The sequence below is a fragment of the Pseudomonas sp. PI1 genome (assembly GCF_000812405.1).
Lineage (GTDB): Bacteria > Pseudomonadota > Gammaproteobacteria > Pseudomonadales > Pseudomonadaceae > Pseudomonas > Pseudomonas citronellolis.
The window spans coordinates 69,127-85,367 of sequence record NZ_JWMC01000014.1; the positions used below are offsets into that span (position 1 = coordinate 69,127).

16 protein-coding genes, 3 tRNA genes and 2 pseudogenes are annotated in these 16,241 nt (G+C 58.0%); 14 read left to right on the forward strand and 7 right to left on the reverse strand.

Annotated features, from left to right (window positions below; genetic code table 11):
* Position 1: 1 nt before the first annotated feature.
* The 9 genes from lolB (at position 2) to RN02_RS06390 (ending at position 5,463) form a co-directional block, all read left to right on the forward strand.
* Positions 2 to 625: a lipoprotein insertase outer membrane protein LolB gene (gene lolB, locus RN02_RS06350; protein ID WP_009617438.1), complete on the forward strand. Its 624-nt coding sequence runs from the start codon at positions 2 to 4 to the stop codon at positions 623 to 625.
* Position 626: 1 nt separating this feature from the next.
* Entirely contained in the window at positions 627 to 1,475 is an 849-nt protein-coding gene (ispE, locus tag RN02_RS06355; protein ID WP_043313676.1) for a 4-(cytidine 5'-diphospho)-2-C-methyl-D-erythritol kinase, read from the forward strand.
* Positions 1,476 to 1,507: 32 nt separating this feature from the next.
* Positions 1,508 to 1,582 (forward strand) — tRNA-Gln (locus RN02_RS06360).
* 58 nt (positions 1,583 to 1,640) lie between these two features.
* A tRNA-Gln gene (locus tag RN02_RS06365) sits at positions 1,641 to 1,715 on the forward strand.
* Positions 1,716 to 1,799: 84 nt separating this feature from the next.
* Positions 1,800 to 2,741, forward strand: coding sequence for a ribose-phosphate pyrophosphokinase (locus RN02_RS06370; RefSeq protein WP_024128138.1), 942 nt, complete (start codon positions 1,800 to 1,802; stop codon positions 2,739 to 2,741).
* A 106-nt stretch (positions 2,742 to 2,847) separates the two neighbouring features.
* The gene (locus tag RN02_RS06375; RefSeq protein ID WP_009617434.1) at positions 2,848 to 3,459 is read left to right on the forward strand and encodes a 50S ribosomal protein L25/general stress protein Ctc; all 612 of its coding nucleotides are present in this window, start codon (positions 2,848 to 2,850) and stop codon (positions 3,457 to 3,459) included.
* Between the two features lie 40 nt (positions 3,460 to 3,499).
* Positions 3,500 to 4,084 (forward strand): aminoacyl-tRNA hydrolase, encoded by a 585-nt coding sequence (pth, locus tag RN02_RS06380; protein ID WP_043273581.1) that lies wholly within the window; start codon positions 3,500 to 3,502, stop codon positions 4,082 to 4,084.
* Between the two features lie 24 nt (positions 4,085 to 4,108).
* Positions 4,109 to 5,209 (forward strand): redox-regulated ATPase YchF, encoded by a 1,101-nt coding sequence (gene ychF, locus RN02_RS06385; RefSeq protein WP_009617432.1) that lies wholly within the window; start codon positions 4,109 to 4,111, stop codon positions 5,207 to 5,209.
* A gap of 177 nt (positions 5,210 to 5,386) precedes the next feature.
* Positions 5,387 to 5,463: transfer RNA gene (locus RN02_RS06390), tRNA-Met, on the forward strand.
* Positions 5,464 to 5,544: 81 nt separating this feature from the next.
* Here the strand turns inward: RN02_RS06390 and RN02_RS06395 are convergent.
* From RN02_RS06395 to RN02_RS34205, 4 genes and pseudogenes are all read right to left on the reverse strand, one after another.
* Positions 5,545 to 5,964, reverse strand: a complete 420-nt coding sequence (locus RN02_RS06395) for a type II toxin-antitoxin system VapC family toxin (protein WP_009617430.1) — start codon at positions 5,962 to 5,964, stop codon at positions 5,545 to 5,547.
* Complete coding sequence (locus RN02_RS06400) at positions 5,961 to 6,206, reverse strand: FitA-like ribbon-helix-helix domain-containing protein (RefSeq protein WP_009617429.1); 246 nt, start codon at positions 6,204 to 6,206, stop codon at positions 5,961 to 5,963. The genes RN02_RS06395 and RN02_RS06400 overlap by 4 nt, the downstream gene beginning before the upstream one ends.
* Before the next feature lie 80 nt (positions 6,207 to 6,286).
* A pseudogene (locus RN02_RS06405) lies at positions 6,287 to 7,009 on the reverse strand (tyrosine-type recombinase/integrase); the annotation flags it as partial.
* 222 nt (positions 7,010 to 7,231) lie between these two features.
* Positions 7,232 to 7,504, reverse strand: a pseudogene (locus tag RN02_RS34205) (DNA-binding protein).
* Between the two features lie 448 nt (positions 7,505 to 7,952).
* Between RN02_RS34205 and RN02_RS32135 the strand changes: the two are divergent.
* From RN02_RS32135 to tnpC, 4 genes are all read left to right on the forward strand, one after another.
* Entirely contained in the window at positions 7,953 to 8,879 is a 927-nt protein-coding gene (locus RN02_RS32135) for a HamA C-terminal domain-containing protein (protein WP_082033729.1), read from the forward strand.
* Between the two features lies 1 nt (position 8,880).
* Positions 8,881 to 11,385, forward strand: coding sequence for a DEAD/DEAH box helicase (locus tag RN02_RS32140; RefSeq protein WP_082033730.1), 2,505 nt, complete (start codon positions 8,881 to 8,883; stop codon positions 11,383 to 11,385).
* A gap of 517 nt (positions 11,386 to 11,902) precedes the next feature.
* Entirely contained in the window at positions 11,903 to 12,262 is a 360-nt protein-coding gene (gene tnpB / locus RN02_RS06415; protein ID WP_043313681.1) for an IS66 family insertion sequence element accessory protein TnpB, read from the forward strand.
* A 19-nt stretch (positions 12,263 to 12,281) separates the two neighbouring features.
* Positions 12,282 to 13,799, forward strand: a complete 1,518-nt coding sequence (gene tnpC / locus RN02_RS06420; protein ID WP_082033731.1) for an IS66 family transposase — start codon at positions 12,282 to 12,284, stop codon at positions 13,797 to 13,799.
* A gap of 378 nt (positions 13,800 to 14,177) precedes the next feature.
* Here tnpC and RN02_RS06425 read toward each other — a convergent pair whose 3' ends face one another.
* Both RN02_RS06425 and RN02_RS06430 read right to left on the reverse strand, forming a co-directional pair.
* Complete coding sequence (locus tag RN02_RS06425; protein WP_043313683.1) at positions 14,178 to 14,429, reverse strand: HigA family addiction module antitoxin; 252 nt, start codon at positions 14,427 to 14,429, stop codon at positions 14,178 to 14,180.
* Between the two features lie 26 nt (positions 14,430 to 14,455).
* Positions 14,456 to 14,716: a type II toxin-antitoxin system Phd/YefM family antitoxin gene (locus RN02_RS06430; RefSeq protein WP_052267664.1), complete on the reverse strand. Its 261-nt coding sequence runs from the start codon at positions 14,714 to 14,716 to the stop codon at positions 14,456 to 14,458.
* Positions 14,717 to 15,016: 300 nt separating this feature from the next.
* On the opposite strand from RN02_RS06430, the gene RN02_RS06435 reads away from it, so the two are divergent.
* Positions 15,017 to 15,211, forward strand: coding sequence for a hypothetical protein (locus tag RN02_RS06435; RefSeq protein ID WP_009617424.1), 195 nt, complete (start codon positions 15,017 to 15,019; stop codon positions 15,209 to 15,211).
* Between the two features lie 2 nt (positions 15,212 to 15,213).
* On the opposite strand, the gene RN02_RS06440 is transcribed toward RN02_RS06435, so the two are convergent.
* Entirely contained in the window at positions 15,214 to 16,209 is a 996-nt protein-coding gene (locus RN02_RS06440) for an isocitrate/isopropylmalate dehydrogenase family protein (RefSeq protein ID WP_043313685.1), read from the reverse strand.
* Between the last annotated feature and the right edge of the window lie 32 nt (positions 16,210 to 16,241).

Consider the following 16,241-nt stretch of genomic DNA (forward strand, 5'->3'; position numbering starts at 1 on the left):
CATGCGTCTGATTCACGTCCTTGGCGCCGCCGCCCTGCTCCTGCTCAGCGGCTGCGCCGGCTTCACCACCCAGGAAGCCCTGCAAGGCCAGGGCAACGCCAACAGCTGGAAGACCCACAAGGAACGCGTCGCCGCCCTCGACGGCTGGCAGATCGACGGCAAGGTCGGCATCCGCGCGCCCCGGGATTCCGGCAGCGGCACCCTGTTCTGGCTGCAGCGCCAGGGCTACTACGACATCCGCCTGTCCGGCCCGCTGGGCCGCGGCGCGGCGCGCCTGACCGGGCGCGAAGGCGCGGTGACCCTCGAAGTCGCCGGGCAGGGCCGCTACCAGGCCGAGTCCCCCGAGGCCCTGCTGGAACAGCAGATGGGCTGGCGCCTGCCGGTGTCCCACCTGCTCTGGTGGATCCGCGGCCTGCCGGCCCCGGACAGCAAGAGCCGCCTGACCCTCGACAGCGACAGCCGCCTGGCGCGCCTGGAGCAGGACGGCTGGGACGTGGAATACAGCAGCTACGCCCAGCAGGACGGCTACTGGCTGCCCGAGCGTCTGAAGCTGCACGGCGAGAACCTCGACGTCACCCTGGTGATCAAGAGCTGGCAACCGCGCCTGCTCGGCCAGGCCCGCTGACATGCGCGAACGCCTGACCCTGCCGGCCCCGGCCAAGCTCAACCTGTTCCTGCACATCCTCGGGCGCCGCGCCGACGGCTACCACGAGTTGCAGACGCTGTTCCAGTTCCTCGACCACGCCGACGAACTGCACTTCGCCCCCCGCGAGGACGGGCAGATCCGCCTGCACACCGAGATCCCCGGCGTGCCCCACGACAGCAACCTGATCGTCCGCGCCGCGCGCCAGCTGCAGGAACAGTCCGGCTGCCGATTGGGCGCCGACATCTGGCTGGACAAGCACCTGCCCATGGGCGGCGGCATCGGCGGCGGCAGCTCGGATGCGGCCACCACCCTGGTCGGCCTCAACCACCTCTGGCAACTGGGCTGGGACGAAGACCGCCTGGCGGCCCTGGGCCTGGGCCTGGGCGCCGACGTGCCGGTGTTCGTGCGCGGCCGCGCGGCCTTCGCCGAAGGGGTGGGCGAGAAGCTCACGCCGGTCGAACTGGAGGAGCCCTGGTTCCTCGTCGCCGTGCCGCAAGTCTTTGTCAGCACAGCAGAAGTTTTCTCCGATCCCGAGTTGACACGGGATACCGCGCCCATTAAAGTTCGCAGCCTTCTCGGGGTGGACGGTCGAAACGACTGTCAGACGGTCGTCGAGAAACGTTACCCAGTTGTACGTAACGCGCTGATGTTGTTGAACAAATTCACATCGGCCAGACTGACCGGAACCGGAGCTTGTGTGTTTGGGAGCTTCCCAAACCAGGGCGATGCTGATAAAGTTCGCCGCCAACTTCCGGCCACTCTGCCAAGCTTCGTCGCACGGGGTCGCAACATCTCCCTGTTGCATCGCAAGCTTCAAGAGCTGACCTGAGAAGGGATGCAGAGCATTCGGTTGTACGATACAGGGGCGTCGCCAAGCGGTAAGGCAGCAGGTTTTGATCCTGCCATGCGTTGGTTCGAATCCAGCCGCCCCTGCCATTAACCCCACGGGGGTTTGCGTACGACGGTAACCGAAGCGCTGCACAGCAAAATTCATAGGGGCGTCGCCAAGCGGTAAGGCAGCAGGTTTTGATCCTGCCATGCGTTGGTTCGAATCCAGCCGCCCCTGCCATATACAAAAAAGCTGTTCAAAAGCCACGGCCTTTGAACAGCTTTTTGGTTCATCAGGCCCACCCTCAGCCGGCAGGTACTGCGCGTGTCCAAGATGATGGTCTTCACGGGGAACGCCAACCCCGACCTGGCACGCCGAGTCGTGCGTCAACTGCACATTCCCCTCGGTGATGTTTCCGTCGGCAAGTTCTCCGATGGCGAAATCAGTGTCGAAATCAACGAGAACGTCCGCGGCAAGGACGTCTTCCTGATCCAGCCGACCTGCGCTCCGACCAACGACAACCTGATGGAACTGGTGGTGATGGCCGATGCCTTCCGCCGCTCCTCGGCGACTCGTATCACCGCGGTCATCCCCTACTTCGGCTATGCCCGCCAGGATCGCCGTCCGCGTTCCGCCCGCGTGGCCATCAGCGCGAAGGTCGTCGCCGACATGCTGACCGTGGTGGGCGTCAACCGCGTCCTCACCGTCGACCTGCACGCCGACCAGATCCAGGGCTTCTTCGATATCCCCGTCGACAACATCTACGGCTCGCCCGTACTGGTCGACGACATCGAGGACCAGCGCTTCGAGAATCTGATGATCGTCTCCCCGGACATCGGTGGCGTGGTGCGCGCTCGCGCCGTCGCCAAGTCCCTGGGCGTGGACCTTGCCATCATCGACAAGCGTCGCCCGAAGGCCAACCAGTCCGAAGTCATGCACATCATCGGTGATGTCGAAGGCCGTACCTGCGTACTGGTCGACGACATGGTCGATACCGCCGGCACCCTCGGCCACGCCGCCAAGGCTCTGAAAGAGCACGGCGCCGCCAAGGTCATCGCCTACTGCACCCACCCGGTGCTGTCGGGCCGTGCCATCGAGAACATCGAGGGTTCCGTACTGGACGAGCTGGTGGTGACCAACACCATCCCGCTGTCCGCCGCTGCCCAGGCCTGTGGCCGCATCCGCCAGCTGGACATCGCTCCGGTCGTGGCCGAAGCCATGCGCCGGATCAGCAACGAAGAATCGATCAGCGCCATGTTCCGCTGAGGAACAGGGCCTGACGAAAGCGCCCCGCCACGGCGGGGCAATTGAAGATTCGCCCGAACGCTGGTCGCAAGCGCTCGGGCGATCTTTTCATTGTGGAGATAGAGTAATGGTTGACTTTGTTCTGAATGCCCAAGCGCGTTCCGACCTGGGGAAAGGTGCGAGCCGCCGCCTGCGTCGTAACGCCGGCCTGGTTCCCGCGGTCATCTACGGTGGCGAGAAAGCCCCGGTTTCCGTGACCCTGGAACTGCGTGAAATCGCCAAACTGCTGGAAAACGAGGCTGCCTTCAGCCACGTCATCGCCCTGAACGTCGATGGCGCCAAGGAAACCGTGCTGATCAAGGCCCTGCAGCGCCATCCGGCCAAAGGCTTCGTCATGCACGCCGACTTCCTGCGCGTCGTCGCCGACCACAAGCTGACCGCTCACGTTCCGCTGCACTTCCTCAACGAGGAAACCGCAGTTGGCGTCAAGCAAGGCGGCGGTGAAGTTTCCCACGTCATTTCCGAAGTCGAAGTTTCCTGCCTGCCGAAAGACCTGCCGGAATTCATCGAAGTCGACCTGGCGAAAGTCGAAGTCGGTCAGATCGTTCACCTGTCCGACCTCAAGCTGCCGAAAGGCGTGGAACTGGTTCAACTGGCCCATGGCAACGACCTGGCCGTGGCCAACATCCACGCTTCCCGCGTAGTCAAGGAAGAAGGCGAGGAAGGCGCGGCCGAGTAATCGCTCGCTAGCCTCCCGCCTCAAGGAAAGGGCCCCCGTCGTGACCGCCGTGCAACTGATCGTTGGCCTGGGCAACCCAGGCCCGGAATACGAACAGACCCGGCATAACGCGGGGGCCCTTTTCGTCGAGCGCCTGGCCGACCGCGAACGCGTCAGCCTGAGCCCCGACAAGAAGTATTTCGGCCTGGTCGGCAAGTTCAGCCACCAGGGCCGCGACGTTCGTCTGCTCATCCCCACCACCTACATGAACCGCAGCGGCCAGGCCGTGGCGGCGCTCGCCGGGTTCTTCCGCATCCCGGTCGAAGCCATCCTGGTGGCCCACGACGAACTCGACATGCCCCCCGGCACCGCCAAGCTCAAGAAGGGCGGCGGCCATGGCGGGCACAACGGGCTGCGCGACATCATCGCCCAGCTCGGCAACCAGAACGGCTTCCATCGCCTGCGGCTTGGCATCGGCCATCCGGGGCACAGCAGCCTGGTCTCCGGCTTCGTCCTCGGCCGCGCCCCGCGCAGCGAGCAGGAGCTGCTGGACGCCAGCATCGATTCCGCCCTCGGCGTGCTGCCGGAAATGCTCGCAGGCGACTGGACCCGCGCGATGCACAAGCTGCACAGCCCGAAGGCCTGACCCGTCTCGCCAGAGGTACACAGCATGGGCTTCAACTGCGGCATCGTCGGCTTGCCCAACGTCGGCAAATCCACCCTGTTCAACGCCCTGACCAAATCGGGTATCGCGGCAGAGAACTTCCCCTTCTGCACCATCGAGCCGAACAGCGGCATCGTGCCCATGCCCGACGCGCGCCTCGACGCCCTGGCGGCGATCGTCAAGCCCGAGCGAGTGATCCCCACCACCATGGAATTCGTCGACATCGCCGGCCTGGTGGCAGGCGCCTCCAAGGGAGAGGGCCTGGGCAACAAGTTCCTCGCCAACATCCGCGAGACCGACGCCATCGCCCACGTGGTGCGCTGCTTCGAGGACGACAACGTCATCCACGTCAGCAACAGCGTCGACCCCAAGCGCGACATCGAGATCATCGACCTCGAACTGATCTTCGCCGACCTCGACAGCTGCGAGAAGCAACTGCAGAAGGTCGCCCGCAACGCCAAGGGCGGCGACAAGGAAGCCATCGCGCAGAAAGCCCTGCTGGAAAAGCTCATCGCCCACTTCACCGCCGGCAAGCCCGCGCGCAGCCTGGTCAAGGACATGGCTGACGAAGAGAAGCGCCTGGTGCGCGGTTTCCACCTGCTGACCAGCAAGCCGGTGATGTACATCGCCAACGTCGCCGAGGAAGGCTTCGAGAACAACCCGCACCTGGACGCCGTGCGCGCCATCGCCGAAGAAGAAGGCGCGGTCGTGGTGCCGGTGTGCAACAAGATCGAAGCAGAAATCGCCGAACTGGACGACGACGAGGAGAAGCAGATGTTCCTCGAGTCCATGGGCATGGAAGAGCCGGGCCTGAACCGCGTGATCCGCGCCGGCTACGAACTGCTCAACCTGCAGACCTACTTCACCGCCGGGGTGAAGGAAGTCCGCGCCTGGACCGTGCGCATCGGCGCCACCGCCCCGCAGGCCGCCGCGGTGATCCACACCGACTTCGAAAAAGGCTTCATCCGCGCCGAAGTCATCTCCTACGACGACTTCATCCAGTACAAGGGCGAAGCCGGCGCCAAGGAAGCCGGCAAATGGCGCCTGGAAGGCAAGGACTACATCGTCAAGGACGGCGACGTGATGCACTTCCGCTTCAACGTCTAAGCCCCCGGCAGCGCCCCAAAGCGCCCGCCAGCAAGCCGAAAAGGCCCCGCGCAGCCCGCGGGGCCTTTTTCGTTCCCGCCCTACCGCTCGTCCCGCTAAACGCTTGAAAGAACAGAAAAATATCTAACCAAAGGGGGTTGACAGCCTCCCGAAAGATCCGGAAAATGCGCGCCACTCGGCTACATAGCTCAGTCGGTTAGAGCGCAGCATTCATAATGCTGATGTCCCAGGTTCAAGTCCCGGTGTAGCCACCATTATTTTCAAGGGGTTAGCGAAAGCTAACCCCTTTTCTTTTGCCTGTGGTGACTACGAAGTGACTACAGCGTGCCTACCGCCTAGCCCTTCCAGGGATCAATCAGCGGAACACCGAAGCTTTCGAAGTGCCGGACATTCCGCGTGGCGATCTGCGCGCCATTCAACCTGGCAATCGCGGCAATCTGCCCATCCGCCATATCGGCAATCTTGCCTCGCGCTTCGCTCGCAGCAACCAGTTCGGCATAGTGCACCGCTGCATCGGTATCGAACGGCAGGATGTTGCCGGAGAAGTCTTCCTCGAACATTGCGAGGGCCAGGTCATGGAGGGCCTGCTTACGCTTCCCATCGGGCATCCTGGCTATGCCGTAGAGAATTTCTGCCACAGTGATCGCACAGATGTGCAAGTCATCCACAGACCGGGCATCGAGCCAGGCCAACACTGCCGGATCCGGCTTGGGCCTCATCAATTCCGAAAGCACATTGGTGTCGAGCAGAATCATTCGTCAAAGTCCGCAGCCCGAGCCTTGGTCTTGCGCGCCGGTAGCTCGATTTCAGCGCCACCCACGGAAGCAAAGCGAGCATGGATTCGGCTACCCAGCCCTCCCCGCTTCTCCCCCTTGGAGAGCGCCTGAGCGAGGATGATCCGCACTTCTTCCTCCATCGAGCGACCGTGGCTGGCGGCAACCACGCGAAGCTTGGCTTTGAGATCTTCATCCAGGTTTCTAATAGTGATGCTGGCCATAATCGCCTCCGACGCAATCAATGAAATCACTGATAGCATACTAGGGCTCATCCCATTACACCAACGGTTCCTGACAACGTTCACAGCTCATCCAGAGAAACCTCCCGAGACGGCTCGTTCACTCGCTTCTCAACGATTCGGCATAGCTCCATATCGTCTTCAGCTTCGTCGATATCTGCTGCATCCAGTTGATGCTCCGACTGCACAAGGGGTGATAGACGCATGGCGGACTCCAGATGCTCCGGCGACAGGTGTGCATAACGCATGGTCATGGTGATGGAGGAATGCCCGAGAATGCGCTGCAACGTCAGTATGTCGCCTCCGCCCATCATGTAATGACTAGCGAAGGTATGCCGTAGGATGTGAGTCATCTGGCCGGGCGTGTGGAAACCGCAACGCCGGTATGCACTGCGAAAGGCAGCACGGCAGGACATGAACAGGCGACCAGTATCGGGCATACCCCGTTTGAGAATCAGCCTCTCCAAGTACTTAGGAATAGGCACCGCCCTACTCTGCCGGTTCTTGGTTCGGTGATAGTGGACCTTCCCACCCTGGACGGCGCCTCGGGGCAGGCTTTCGGCCTCATCCCAACGGGCACCAGTGGCGAGACACAACATCGCGACGGGATACGTGTAGGTGTTCATGCTTGCTTTGCACTCCTCCAGCAGCAGCGACACCTGATCCAACGTCAAATAGGTCAGCTCCACCTGATCCGTCTTGAGCTGGCGGACCTTGGCCAGGGGGTTCACCTTGTGCCAGGACCCTAGACGAATCAGCTCCGAGAAGACCGCCGACACCCCACGCACGCGGCAGGCCTGCAAGGCACGTCGCGGGTAAGGCTGAAAGAGTGGCGGGCCTCGGCTTCGGTGGGAAAGCACGAAACCGACTCTTCAATCCAGCGCTGGCAATCGGCGCGGGAAGCCCCCTGATGGACGCGATGCCAGCGGCGTTGGCGAGTCGGGCCGTGGAGCGTGGACATTTCGACGAGGTAGCAGATGCTCCCCGTTTTCTGAGTAGGGAGTGGCTTACTCATCGTCGTAATCCCCTTGGCAGAAGATCGACTTGCCCCGCTCCAGATCGCGGCGGATGCGCTGGAGGTTGATGACGCGAGACGGCCGATCTTGGCGGTGGGGATGGTCTTGGTCTCGACCCAGCCGCGCACTACGTCCTCGGTGATCTCTTCCAGGCCCAGCATCTGGGCGAAGACCGCCTGGGAGCAGAATGGAGCGGAGCGAAAATCAGAGATTTTCTCGGCGGCTCCGGTGACGGCAAACCCCCACTATTCCAGACTCTTCCATGGTTTTGCCCTATAATCGATTCAAACAATCGACTCATATATTTTGAGTCAATCTATTTGACCAAAAATTAAGCGATATCCACTTGCAGTTCAAATTATTTGAACAAAATAATTATATCTAATGAGCACTATAAACGAACGCGTTAGAGCCATTGCTTCTATAGCGGGAATGGACCGATTGGTACGCGAAACCAGAATCGGCTCGAACCGGTGGCGGACTGTGCTCTATAACAAAGACGTCCGAATCAGCACCGACGAAATCGACGTCCTAGGAAGTTTGTACCCACAGTACCGCTGGTGGATGGTAAGCGGGGAAGTTGCGCCCGAAATTGGGCAGACAAGTCCTGCATACGACGAGGCCAACCGAAAATTGCACGATCAGAGCGCGGGATAGCGATTACTCAAGAGGTAGCCCGACGTTGGTATGCCCGCAATATGAGAGACAAGGAATGGTCAAGCTAGCAGATATAAATAAGCTAATAGCTGTTGAGCCCGATGACTACAAAGAGTGTATAGACTCAATTGAGCACACTCAAAGCACAAAGAATCTAAAAACCACCTTAAGGTTTCATCACCTTAAATTTGATGGCAACGGCCGCCCAATGTCCAAGGCGCTCGCCGAGCTACTGTATCAATACATCATCCATTATTGTATTGCTGCGAAAAACAGATCGTCTCCAATCACCGCCAAGGAGTCGGCCCAGCTTACAAAGGAAGCTCGAAAGCTATTTCGCCATCCTGACATTACCGATGAAAGCCCTGATAAAACAGGGGAGGCTGGTGAAGCATTACTTTTCTTCCTCATGGAATCAATAATTCAAGCACCGCAGATCGTATCCAAAATGGAGCTCAAGACAAATAGAAAACTTGAGGCCAATGGATCGGACGGCATCCATGCCAAGTGGAGCTCTGAAGACCAAATAGTTGATTTCTACTTCGGTGAGTCAAAGCTATATAGAGACATTGATGCTGCTATCAACTCTGCCCTAAAAAGCATAGAAAGCTTCCATGCAGACGAAATCTATAAGCATGAATTCACAATGATAACAAAACACTTTAAGTATGCAGACCCGGAAGTGCAAAAGGCAGTCACCGAGCACATAAAGCTGGGGGAACCAGGACCAGATGCGAGAGTCAACCACGCGTGTCTAATAGGTTACAACTGGGACGCATACGACAATCGAGATAATAAAAGCAGCCGAGAGCTTTCCACAGAGTTTAAAGAAAAATTTTTACTAGAAACATCAGGAATAGCCAAAAAGCTCGACGAAAAGCTAGAGGGCTTCACGAGAAAACACCTTCGTTTTGATGTATTTCTTATGCCCTTCCCTTCCGTCCAGGACTTCAGAAACGAATTCAACGAAGCGCTAGATTAATATGGAAATTAATACAGACGACTTCCAAATTGACATAAATAAGCTATTTGCCCATAGCATATATCACTTACTGCCCGCACAGAAAGGCTCAAGCAAGCTTGCATCAGAAGAAGTACGACGACTTATCGGACTAGCGTCAATTTTATCTATATCAGATGCCTCAGACGACTTATCGCTTGCCTATGAGATAACCAGCAGACTTATAGAATGCGAATCCGATGAGAAAGATAGGATTACGCAAGCGGCCGATATAATATTATCTAGAATTGGGAACTTTCCGGGAAGGGAACTATTAAGGAAGAGATATAAAAACCTTGATAGCTTTTCACCTGCCATGGCCCTATCCCTGGAAAGGCTTGCCAGGGAAGTCGAAAACACTACTGATGACGGAATAACCCTAACAGATTTCCAGCATAAGTTCTATACGAACTTGGAAACACAAAAGTCCCTGAGCATTTCGGCCCCTACCTCCGCAGGTAAATCCTTCATCCTAAACCTAGACTTAGTCAGAAGGCTAAAAACAGGAAAGGAAGAGAATATCGTCTACATAGTTCCAACAAGGGCGCTAATTTCTGAAGTCTCGGCGCGAATAAGAAAGACTGTAAAAGACAGAGAGATAACTGGAGTTATAACAAGGACTGCCCCGTTTCCGGTCAAAGAAACCCCCTCACTGAAAAATGTGATCTATGTCCTGACACCAGAGCGCCTACTAAGCCTGCTGAAACCAGAAAACAACACAAAAAAGATCACATCAATCTTTGTAGATGAAGCTCATGAAATCCAGAAGGGTAACAGAGGTATAACTCTACAAAGCGCTGTAGATCTCGCGCTAAGCCTTCACCCATATGCATCAGTACTATTTGCCAGCCCACTCATAAGTAATCCCGGATATTTTTTAAGCCTATTTGGAAGACAGGATCAAGGGCTATTCTTTACCGAAACCAGATCACCGGTCTCGCAAAACCTTCTTCTGATATCAGAAGCGCCGAGACAAGTAAGCAAGGTACAGCTATCACTACTTGCCGCAAACAAAAACATTGACCTCGGAATAATACCAGTAAATTTCAAATTCAGAGGCTCTAAGTTTAAGCAGCGAGCAGAATTTGCTAACGAAATAACTCTAAGCAACGAATCAACAATTATATTCGCAAATGGCCCCGGCGAAGCTGAAACAGTTGCGGAAGAGCTGCTAAATATAGAAAGAGAGTACACACCCTCCGACGAAGTAAAGGACTTCATAAACTTCATAAGATCTGAGATCCATGAAGAATACCCGCTAGCTAGAACTCTAGAGCAGGGAATTGCTGTGCATTATGGGGATATGCCATCAATTGTCAGGACCGGTATAGAAGAGCTATTCAAGTCCACTGAAATTAGATTTCTGTGCTGTACAAGCACTTTACTGCAAGGTGTAAATCTTCCAGCCAAGCATATTGTCATTGAGAACCCTCATAGCGGGGACAAGCCAATGACACGATCAGATTTCCTAAACCTTTCAGGCAGGGCGGGCAGGCTACTCCAAGAGTTCCATGGAAACATCTGGTGCATTCGGCCAAGCGATTGGAGCGAAGCGTCGTACACTGGAGAGAAACTACAAGAGATTAAATCCTCAATGTCCAAGCTAATGGACGATGGAGGAACTTTGATTAATCAATTGATTTCCGGGGAAATCGAAGAAGATAACAAAAGCGTTGCCGAAGCAGGATTTAGTCGCCTATATCAAGAAACAAAAGCTTTAGGCGAGGGCGAGATTCTATTCAAGTATGAAACAAAAGACAATTCCGAGACTCTAGCCAAAAATCTAGAACACATAAAAGGCCTAGCCATAACTCTGCCGCAAGACATATTAGACTCTCATAGCAGCCTAAGACCAGACCACCTACAAACCTTGTTCGACAAGCTTTTCGGTGCAGTTTACACAGAGCATTTCTCTCTGATAAATCCATTTCAGCAGGGCGGATATGCAAGAATGTGCAGCGCACTAGAAATAATATCCGAAGTATTTTCTTGGGCTGAAAACCAAAAGTATCGAAACTTTATAGCCTATCTGGCCCACCAGTGGGCAACTGGAACACCAGTAGGTGCTCTAATCAAAAGTAGAGCAAACTTCAGAAAAAGAGAAAACGAATCTGAAAAGACCTCAACAATAATCAGGCAACTCCTTAAAGCCATTGAAACAGAGATCAGGTTTAAATTAGTCAAGTACTTGAGCGCCTATGAAGACATAATGAAACACTGCCTCTTAGAAAAAGGCTTTAGTGAAGAGAATGCAAAGCAAGCCCCTTACCATACGTTCCTTGAGTTCGGCTCATGCTCTCCGATTGAGCTAAGCCTAATGTCTCTTGGCTTCTCAAGATTCACCGCAATACGGCTAAAGGATGCAGTTAACTGGGGGAATGCAGAAGAGATAGAAGACTATCTTCTTGTTCTATCTAGGATAAATTTGTCCAGCATAAAAATGCCTAGAATCTGCATGAAAGAAATCAAAGACATTCTTGGGCAATAAACGGCGATCACATAGACCTTTCCTTATGAGAGGCTCTAAGTAACTCACGTCGTAATGCACTCCAAGAATGCCCCTTTATAGTAGGCCAAGTGCATTACCACCACAGCGACGACACGACCTAGATCCGTCGGGGTCACTCTGACCTTCCTTGCATGTCGGCTTAGAGGTGACTACATCATAGTGCCCGCGTGAAATGATGAGGTTGAACCAGCTAGAAGCCGCTCTGAAAGCCTTGATTCATGGGTGAAGCGGGGGACGGCCCATGCGATTCATAATGCTGATGTCCCAGGTTCAAGTCCCGGTGTAGCCACCATTATTTTCAAGGGGTTAGCGCAAGCTAGCCCCTTTTCTTTTGGGGCGGCGCTTACAAAGCGTCCGCAACCTGACTCCGCCCTTCCCTGCGCGCTCAAGCCCCCGCATCCCGCTGTTCATTTGTAAGCGCTCCACAAACCCCATCTGCCAATAGCCCGCCGATCATTGGATGCTGATCTCCCGTTTTTACCGGAGCTTAGTCCTCATGATGCGTCCCGATGCCAAGGTGCAGAAGGTCTACCTCTACCCCAAGCCCGTTGATTTCCGTAAATCCATCAACGGCCTGGCCGCCCTGGTCGAGCTAGACATCAAGGTGGAAGTGTTCAACCCGGTGCTCTTTGTCTTCCTCAATCGCCCCCGCAACCAGGTCAAGATCCTCTACTGGGAGCGCAATGGTTTCTGCCTCTGGCTCAAGCGCCTGGAGGCCGAGCGGTTCAAGACCAAGCCCGATGCTGGTGACGAGACCATCGAACTGACGGTCGATGAGCTGAACTGGCTGCTCGACGGCATCGACCTGTGGCGCAACCGGCCGCACAGGGTGCTGACGCCGCGCTTCGTGGCCTGAATCGGTATAATCCGGCGCCATGAAAATTGGTGCCGACACCCTTCCTGACGACCCTGTCCTGCTCAAGCAGATGCTGCTGTTGGCGCACGGAAAGGTAGCGCAACTCCAGGAGCAGATCGCCCTGCTGCGCCACAAGCTGTTCTCGCCTAAATCCGAGCGCAGCCCTGAAGATGCCGACTCACCACAGTTGGCCATGTTCAACGAGGCTGAAGAGCTGATCGACGCGGCTGCCGCGCCAAGTGAAACCGAAGCGGTCGTTGCGCCAGCCAAGCGTCGTGGCAAACGCAAGCCGCTGCCGGCGAACCTGCCGCGTGTCGACGTCATCCACGAGCTACCCGAACACGAGCTGACCTGCGAATGCGGCAGCCGCAAGCAGGCCATCGGTGAGGAAACCAGTGAACAGCTGGACATCATCCCGATGCAGGTGCGGGTGATTCGCCATGTCCGCAAGACCTATACCTGCAAGGCCTGCGAAAGCGCGCTGAGCACTGCCGACAAACCCGCCCAGTTGATCGAGAAAAGCCTGGCCAGCCCCAGCGTGCTGGCGATGCTGCTGACCACCAAGTATGTCGACGGCATTCCGCTGTACCGCTTCGAGAAGATGCTCAGTCGCCACGGCATCGACATCCCCCGCCAGACCCTGGCCCGCTGGGTGATCCAGACGGGCGAGCAGCTGCAGCCTTTGCTCAACCTCATGCGTGACAAACTGCTCGACTATCCCGTGTTGCACTGCGACGAAACCCGTCTGCAGGTGCTGCACGAACCGGGACGCGATCCCACTGCGCAATCCTGGATGTGGGTGCAGAGTGGTGGCCCACCGGACAAACCGATCGTCCTCTTCGACTACAGCGCCAGCCGCGCGCAGGACGTGCCGCTGCGCCTGCTCGATGGCTATCGCGGCCACCTGATGACTGACGACTACGCCGGCTACAACGCCGTGGCCACGCAGGAAGGAATCCAGCATCTGGCCTGCTGGGCGCATGCACGGCGCAAGTTCGTCGAAGCGCAGAAGGTGCAGCCCAAGGGCAAGACCGGCCGTGCCGACATGGCGCTGAACCTGATCAACAAGCTCTACGGCATTGAGCGTGATCTGAAAGAGGCCAACGATACCGAACGCCTGGCGGCCCGTCGGCAACACAGCCTGCCACTGCTCGGCCAGCTCAAGGTCTGGCTGGACAAGACCCAGCCACAGGTCGCTGGGCAGACCGCTCTGGGCAAAGCGGTGAACTACCTGGCCAGCAACTGGAACAGGCTCGTGCGCTATGTCGAAGGCGGGCATCTGCCCATCGACAATAACCGTGCCGAGAATGCCATCCGCCCGTTCGTCATCGGCCGCAAGAACTGGCTGTTCAGTGACACGCCCAAGGGCGCCACGGCCAGCGCGCAGATCTACAGCTTGATCGAAACTGCCAAGGCCAATGGGCAGGAGCCTTACGCCTGGCTGCGCCATATCCTCGATCGCCTGCCAGCGGCACAGAGTGTTGAGGATTACGAAGCACTGTTGCCGTGGAATTGCCCGACGGCAAACGCATCCTGATCACACGGCCTCGTCAAAGGAAGATGGGGTTTGTGGAGCGCTTACGTTCATTTAAGCGATGCGTTGGTTCAGCCAAGGCGCCTAATCCTGGCTCTGCTCCTCTCCCCCCTCTCCCGGAGGGAGAGGGGGCCGTTCGGAGCTGTCGGAAACTCCAGAGTCATCCTGAACACGTAGTGCCATCTGGACGGCTGGCGTGGCCGGCAAGTCCAATCGCGGACGAAGTCCGCTCCTACGCCCATGCTTCCCTGAACCGTAGGAGCGGACTCTGTCCGCGATTCGGCGGATAACGCCATCGGCGTTATGCCCCTACGGATTTCCCGAGAGCCTTAGGCGCTGGGAGTTCGGAGTCATCCTGATACTTTCATCGAGCCAGTAGTTCTAACCGTGAGTCGCTAGCTCGTACTGGCTCTGCAGGTTCATCCAGAACCCGGCTGAGGTGTCGAAGTAGCGGCCCAGCCGAATAGCCATATCCGCAGTGACGCCACGGCGCTCGCGGACAATGTCTTTGACAGTCGGGACCGACACGTTCAAGGCGCCAGCCAGAGCGGCCGGAGTTATCCCCAGCGCCTGCTGGAACTCTTCACGCAGGATTTCCCCAGGATGAATGGGGCGCATGCAGTTGGTTGTCATGGTCCAGCTCCCTCAGTGGCAATCCACTATCTCTGCTCCATTTGAGCCAAGGAACGCGCCAGGCGGGCGGCATTGGCTGGGGACTTCAGCAGATGGACGGTTTCCATCAGGCCGTTGAAGCTATCGAGCGAAAGCAGCACGGCATCCGGCGCATCTCGACGAGAAATCACGATGAAATCCTCGCCACCGACAACATCTTCGATGAGCTTCTTCTTCAGGTTGTTGTGGGCATAGGAGAAAAGGATGCATGGTGGACTCCAAGACTTCCGGGCAATAGCGCATCCCATGATGATCGAAGAGTGCCCCGAAATTCGCCGCAACGGCGGTATGCCCCCTCCCCCACTCCTGTAATGACGGGCGAAGGCATGCCGTAGGACGCAGCCCCGCCCATCGGCTCCCACTCCAGATACCCGAATTGTTTCACCCCGGGAAAAACTCCTTCGCGCATTCGTTAGCTAGCTAATGTTATCCCCGGGCGCTACCTTTGCCTTCGCAGGTTCTTCCATTTCCTGCCCTCCCATAGCCATTGCCCGCCCCCGCTCCGAGCGGGCGATGGCTTCTTTTTTCCCGCTTTTCAGGGCGTTTGTATGCGTTATCTCGTCCGCACGCTGATCGTGGTCTGTCTTTCCCTGCTGCTCGGGCTGGCGGCCCAGGAATGGACGTTGTTCGTCCAGGGGTTGCCCATGGGCGGAGGATTGCGCGCGATGCTGACGGTGCTGCCCTTGTTGGCCGTGGGCAGCGGCTGCGCGGCCTGGCTGGCCGACCATCCCGAGCTGGGCTAGCCCTAGAGACGCTGCAGGACGCCTTCACCCACCACGCGAGTGGTTTCCAGGCCGTGGTCGAGGTGGCCTTCTTCGCGCAGGAAGCTTTCCACCGCGCACTCGATGCGCGTGGCGCCGGTTTCGTCGTGCCAGTGGAAACGCAGCAGCATGGCGGCGCTGAGGATGGCTGCCAGGGGGTTGGCGCGGCCGCTGCCGGCTATGTCGGGGGCGCTGCCGTGGACCGGTTCGGCCAGGGCCAGTTGCTCGCCCAGGTTGAGCGAGGGCGCCAGGGCCAGGCCGCCGCCCCAGTGGCTGGCGAGGTCGGAGAGGATGTCGCCGAACAGGTTGCTGGTGACGATCAGGTCGAAGGCTTCCGGGCGCTCCACCAGTTGCAGGGCCGCCACGTCCACCAGGCGCTCGTCGAGCACGTCGCCCCAGCCTTCGGTGGCCAGCAGGTCGCGGCAGGTGTCGCGGAACAGGCCGCAGGTCAGCGGCAGGACGTTGGCCTTGTGCACCAGGGTGATGCGCCGCGCCTGGCGTTGCCGGGCGATGCGCGATGCGGCCTGGGCCAGGCGCGTGCAGGCGGCGCGGCTGATCACCCGTTCGGCGATGGCCACGCCGTCGGCCTCCCAGTGCTCGCGGCCGCTGTACAGGCCTTCGCTGTTCTCGCGCAGGATCAGCAGGTCGACGCCGGCGTGGGGCGACACCGCCGGCCAGGTGCGCACCGGGCGCAGGTTGAGGTACAGGCCCAGTTCCTGGCGCAGGCGCAGGATGGCGCTGCGGTAGCCTTCCACCTTGTGGCTGGGCGAGGACACCGCGCCGAACAGCCCGGCCCCGCATGCCCGCAGCGCTTCCAGGGTGGCTTCGGGCACCGAGGTGCCGTGGCGCTGGAAGCAGTCCCAACCCGCCTCTGCTTCGCGCAGGCGCAGGTCGGGCAGCAGTTTCTGCAGTACGGCCACGGCCGGCGGCACGACTTCGCGGCCGATGCCGTCGCCGGGGATCACGCAGAGTTCGCGCATGCTCGCCTCTTCGTCAGTCACCTATCCCTATC

Bases quoted from the DNA above. Each gene is read 5' to 3' on its own strand.
- RN02_RS32140 (WP_082033730.1), top strand. From the start codon at position 8,881: ATGGAAATTAATACAGACGACTTCCAAATTGACATAAATAAGCTATTT.
- tnpC (WP_082033731.1), top strand. From the start codon at position 12,282: ATGAAAATTGGTGCCGACACCCTTCCTGACGACCCTGTCCTGCTCAAG.
- tnpB (WP_043313681.1), top strand. From the start codon at position 11,903: ATGATGCGTCCCGATGCCAAGGTGCAGAAGGTCTACCTCTACCCCAAG.
- RN02_RS06435 (WP_009617424.1), top strand. From the start codon at position 15,017: ATGCGTTATCTCGTCCGCACGCTGATCGTGGTCTGTCTTTCCCTGCTG.
- RN02_RS32135 (WP_082033729.1), top strand. From the start codon at position 7,953: ATGGTCAAGCTAGCAGATATAAATAAGCTAATAGCTGTTGAGCCCGAT.
- lolB (WP_009617438.1), top strand. From the start codon at position 2: ATGCGTCTGATTCACGTCCTTGGCGCCGCCGCCCTGCTCCTGCTCAGC.
- RN02_RS06425 (WP_043313683.1), bottom strand. From the start codon at position 14,429: ATGACAACCAACTGCATGCGCCCCATTCATCCTGGGGAAATCCTGCGT.
- RN02_RS06395 (WP_009617430.1), bottom strand. From the start codon at position 5,964: ATGATTCTGCTCGACACCAATGTGCTTTCGGAATTGATGAGGCCCAAG.
- ispE (WP_043313676.1), top strand. From the start codon at position 627: ATGCGCGAACGCCTGACCCTGCCGGCCCCGGCCAAGCTCAACCTGTTC.
- RN02_RS06375 (WP_009617434.1), top strand. From the start codon at position 2,848: ATGGTTGACTTTGTTCTGAATGCCCAAGCGCGTTCCGACCTGGGGAAA.
- RN02_RS06440 (WP_043313685.1), bottom strand. From the start codon at position 16,209: ATGCGCGAACTCTGCGTGATCCCCGGCGACGGCATCGGCCGCGAAGTC.
- ychF (WP_009617432.1), top strand. From the start codon at position 4,109: ATGGGCTTCAACTGCGGCATCGTCGGCTTGCCCAACGTCGGCAAATCC.
- RN02_RS06430 (WP_052267664.1), bottom strand. From the start codon at position 14,716: ATGGGATGCGCTATTGCCCGGAAGTCTTGGAGTCCACCATGCATCCTT.
- RN02_RS06400 (WP_009617429.1), bottom strand. From the start codon at position 6,206: ATGGCCAGCATCACTATTAGAAACCTGGATGAAGATCTCAAAGCCAAG.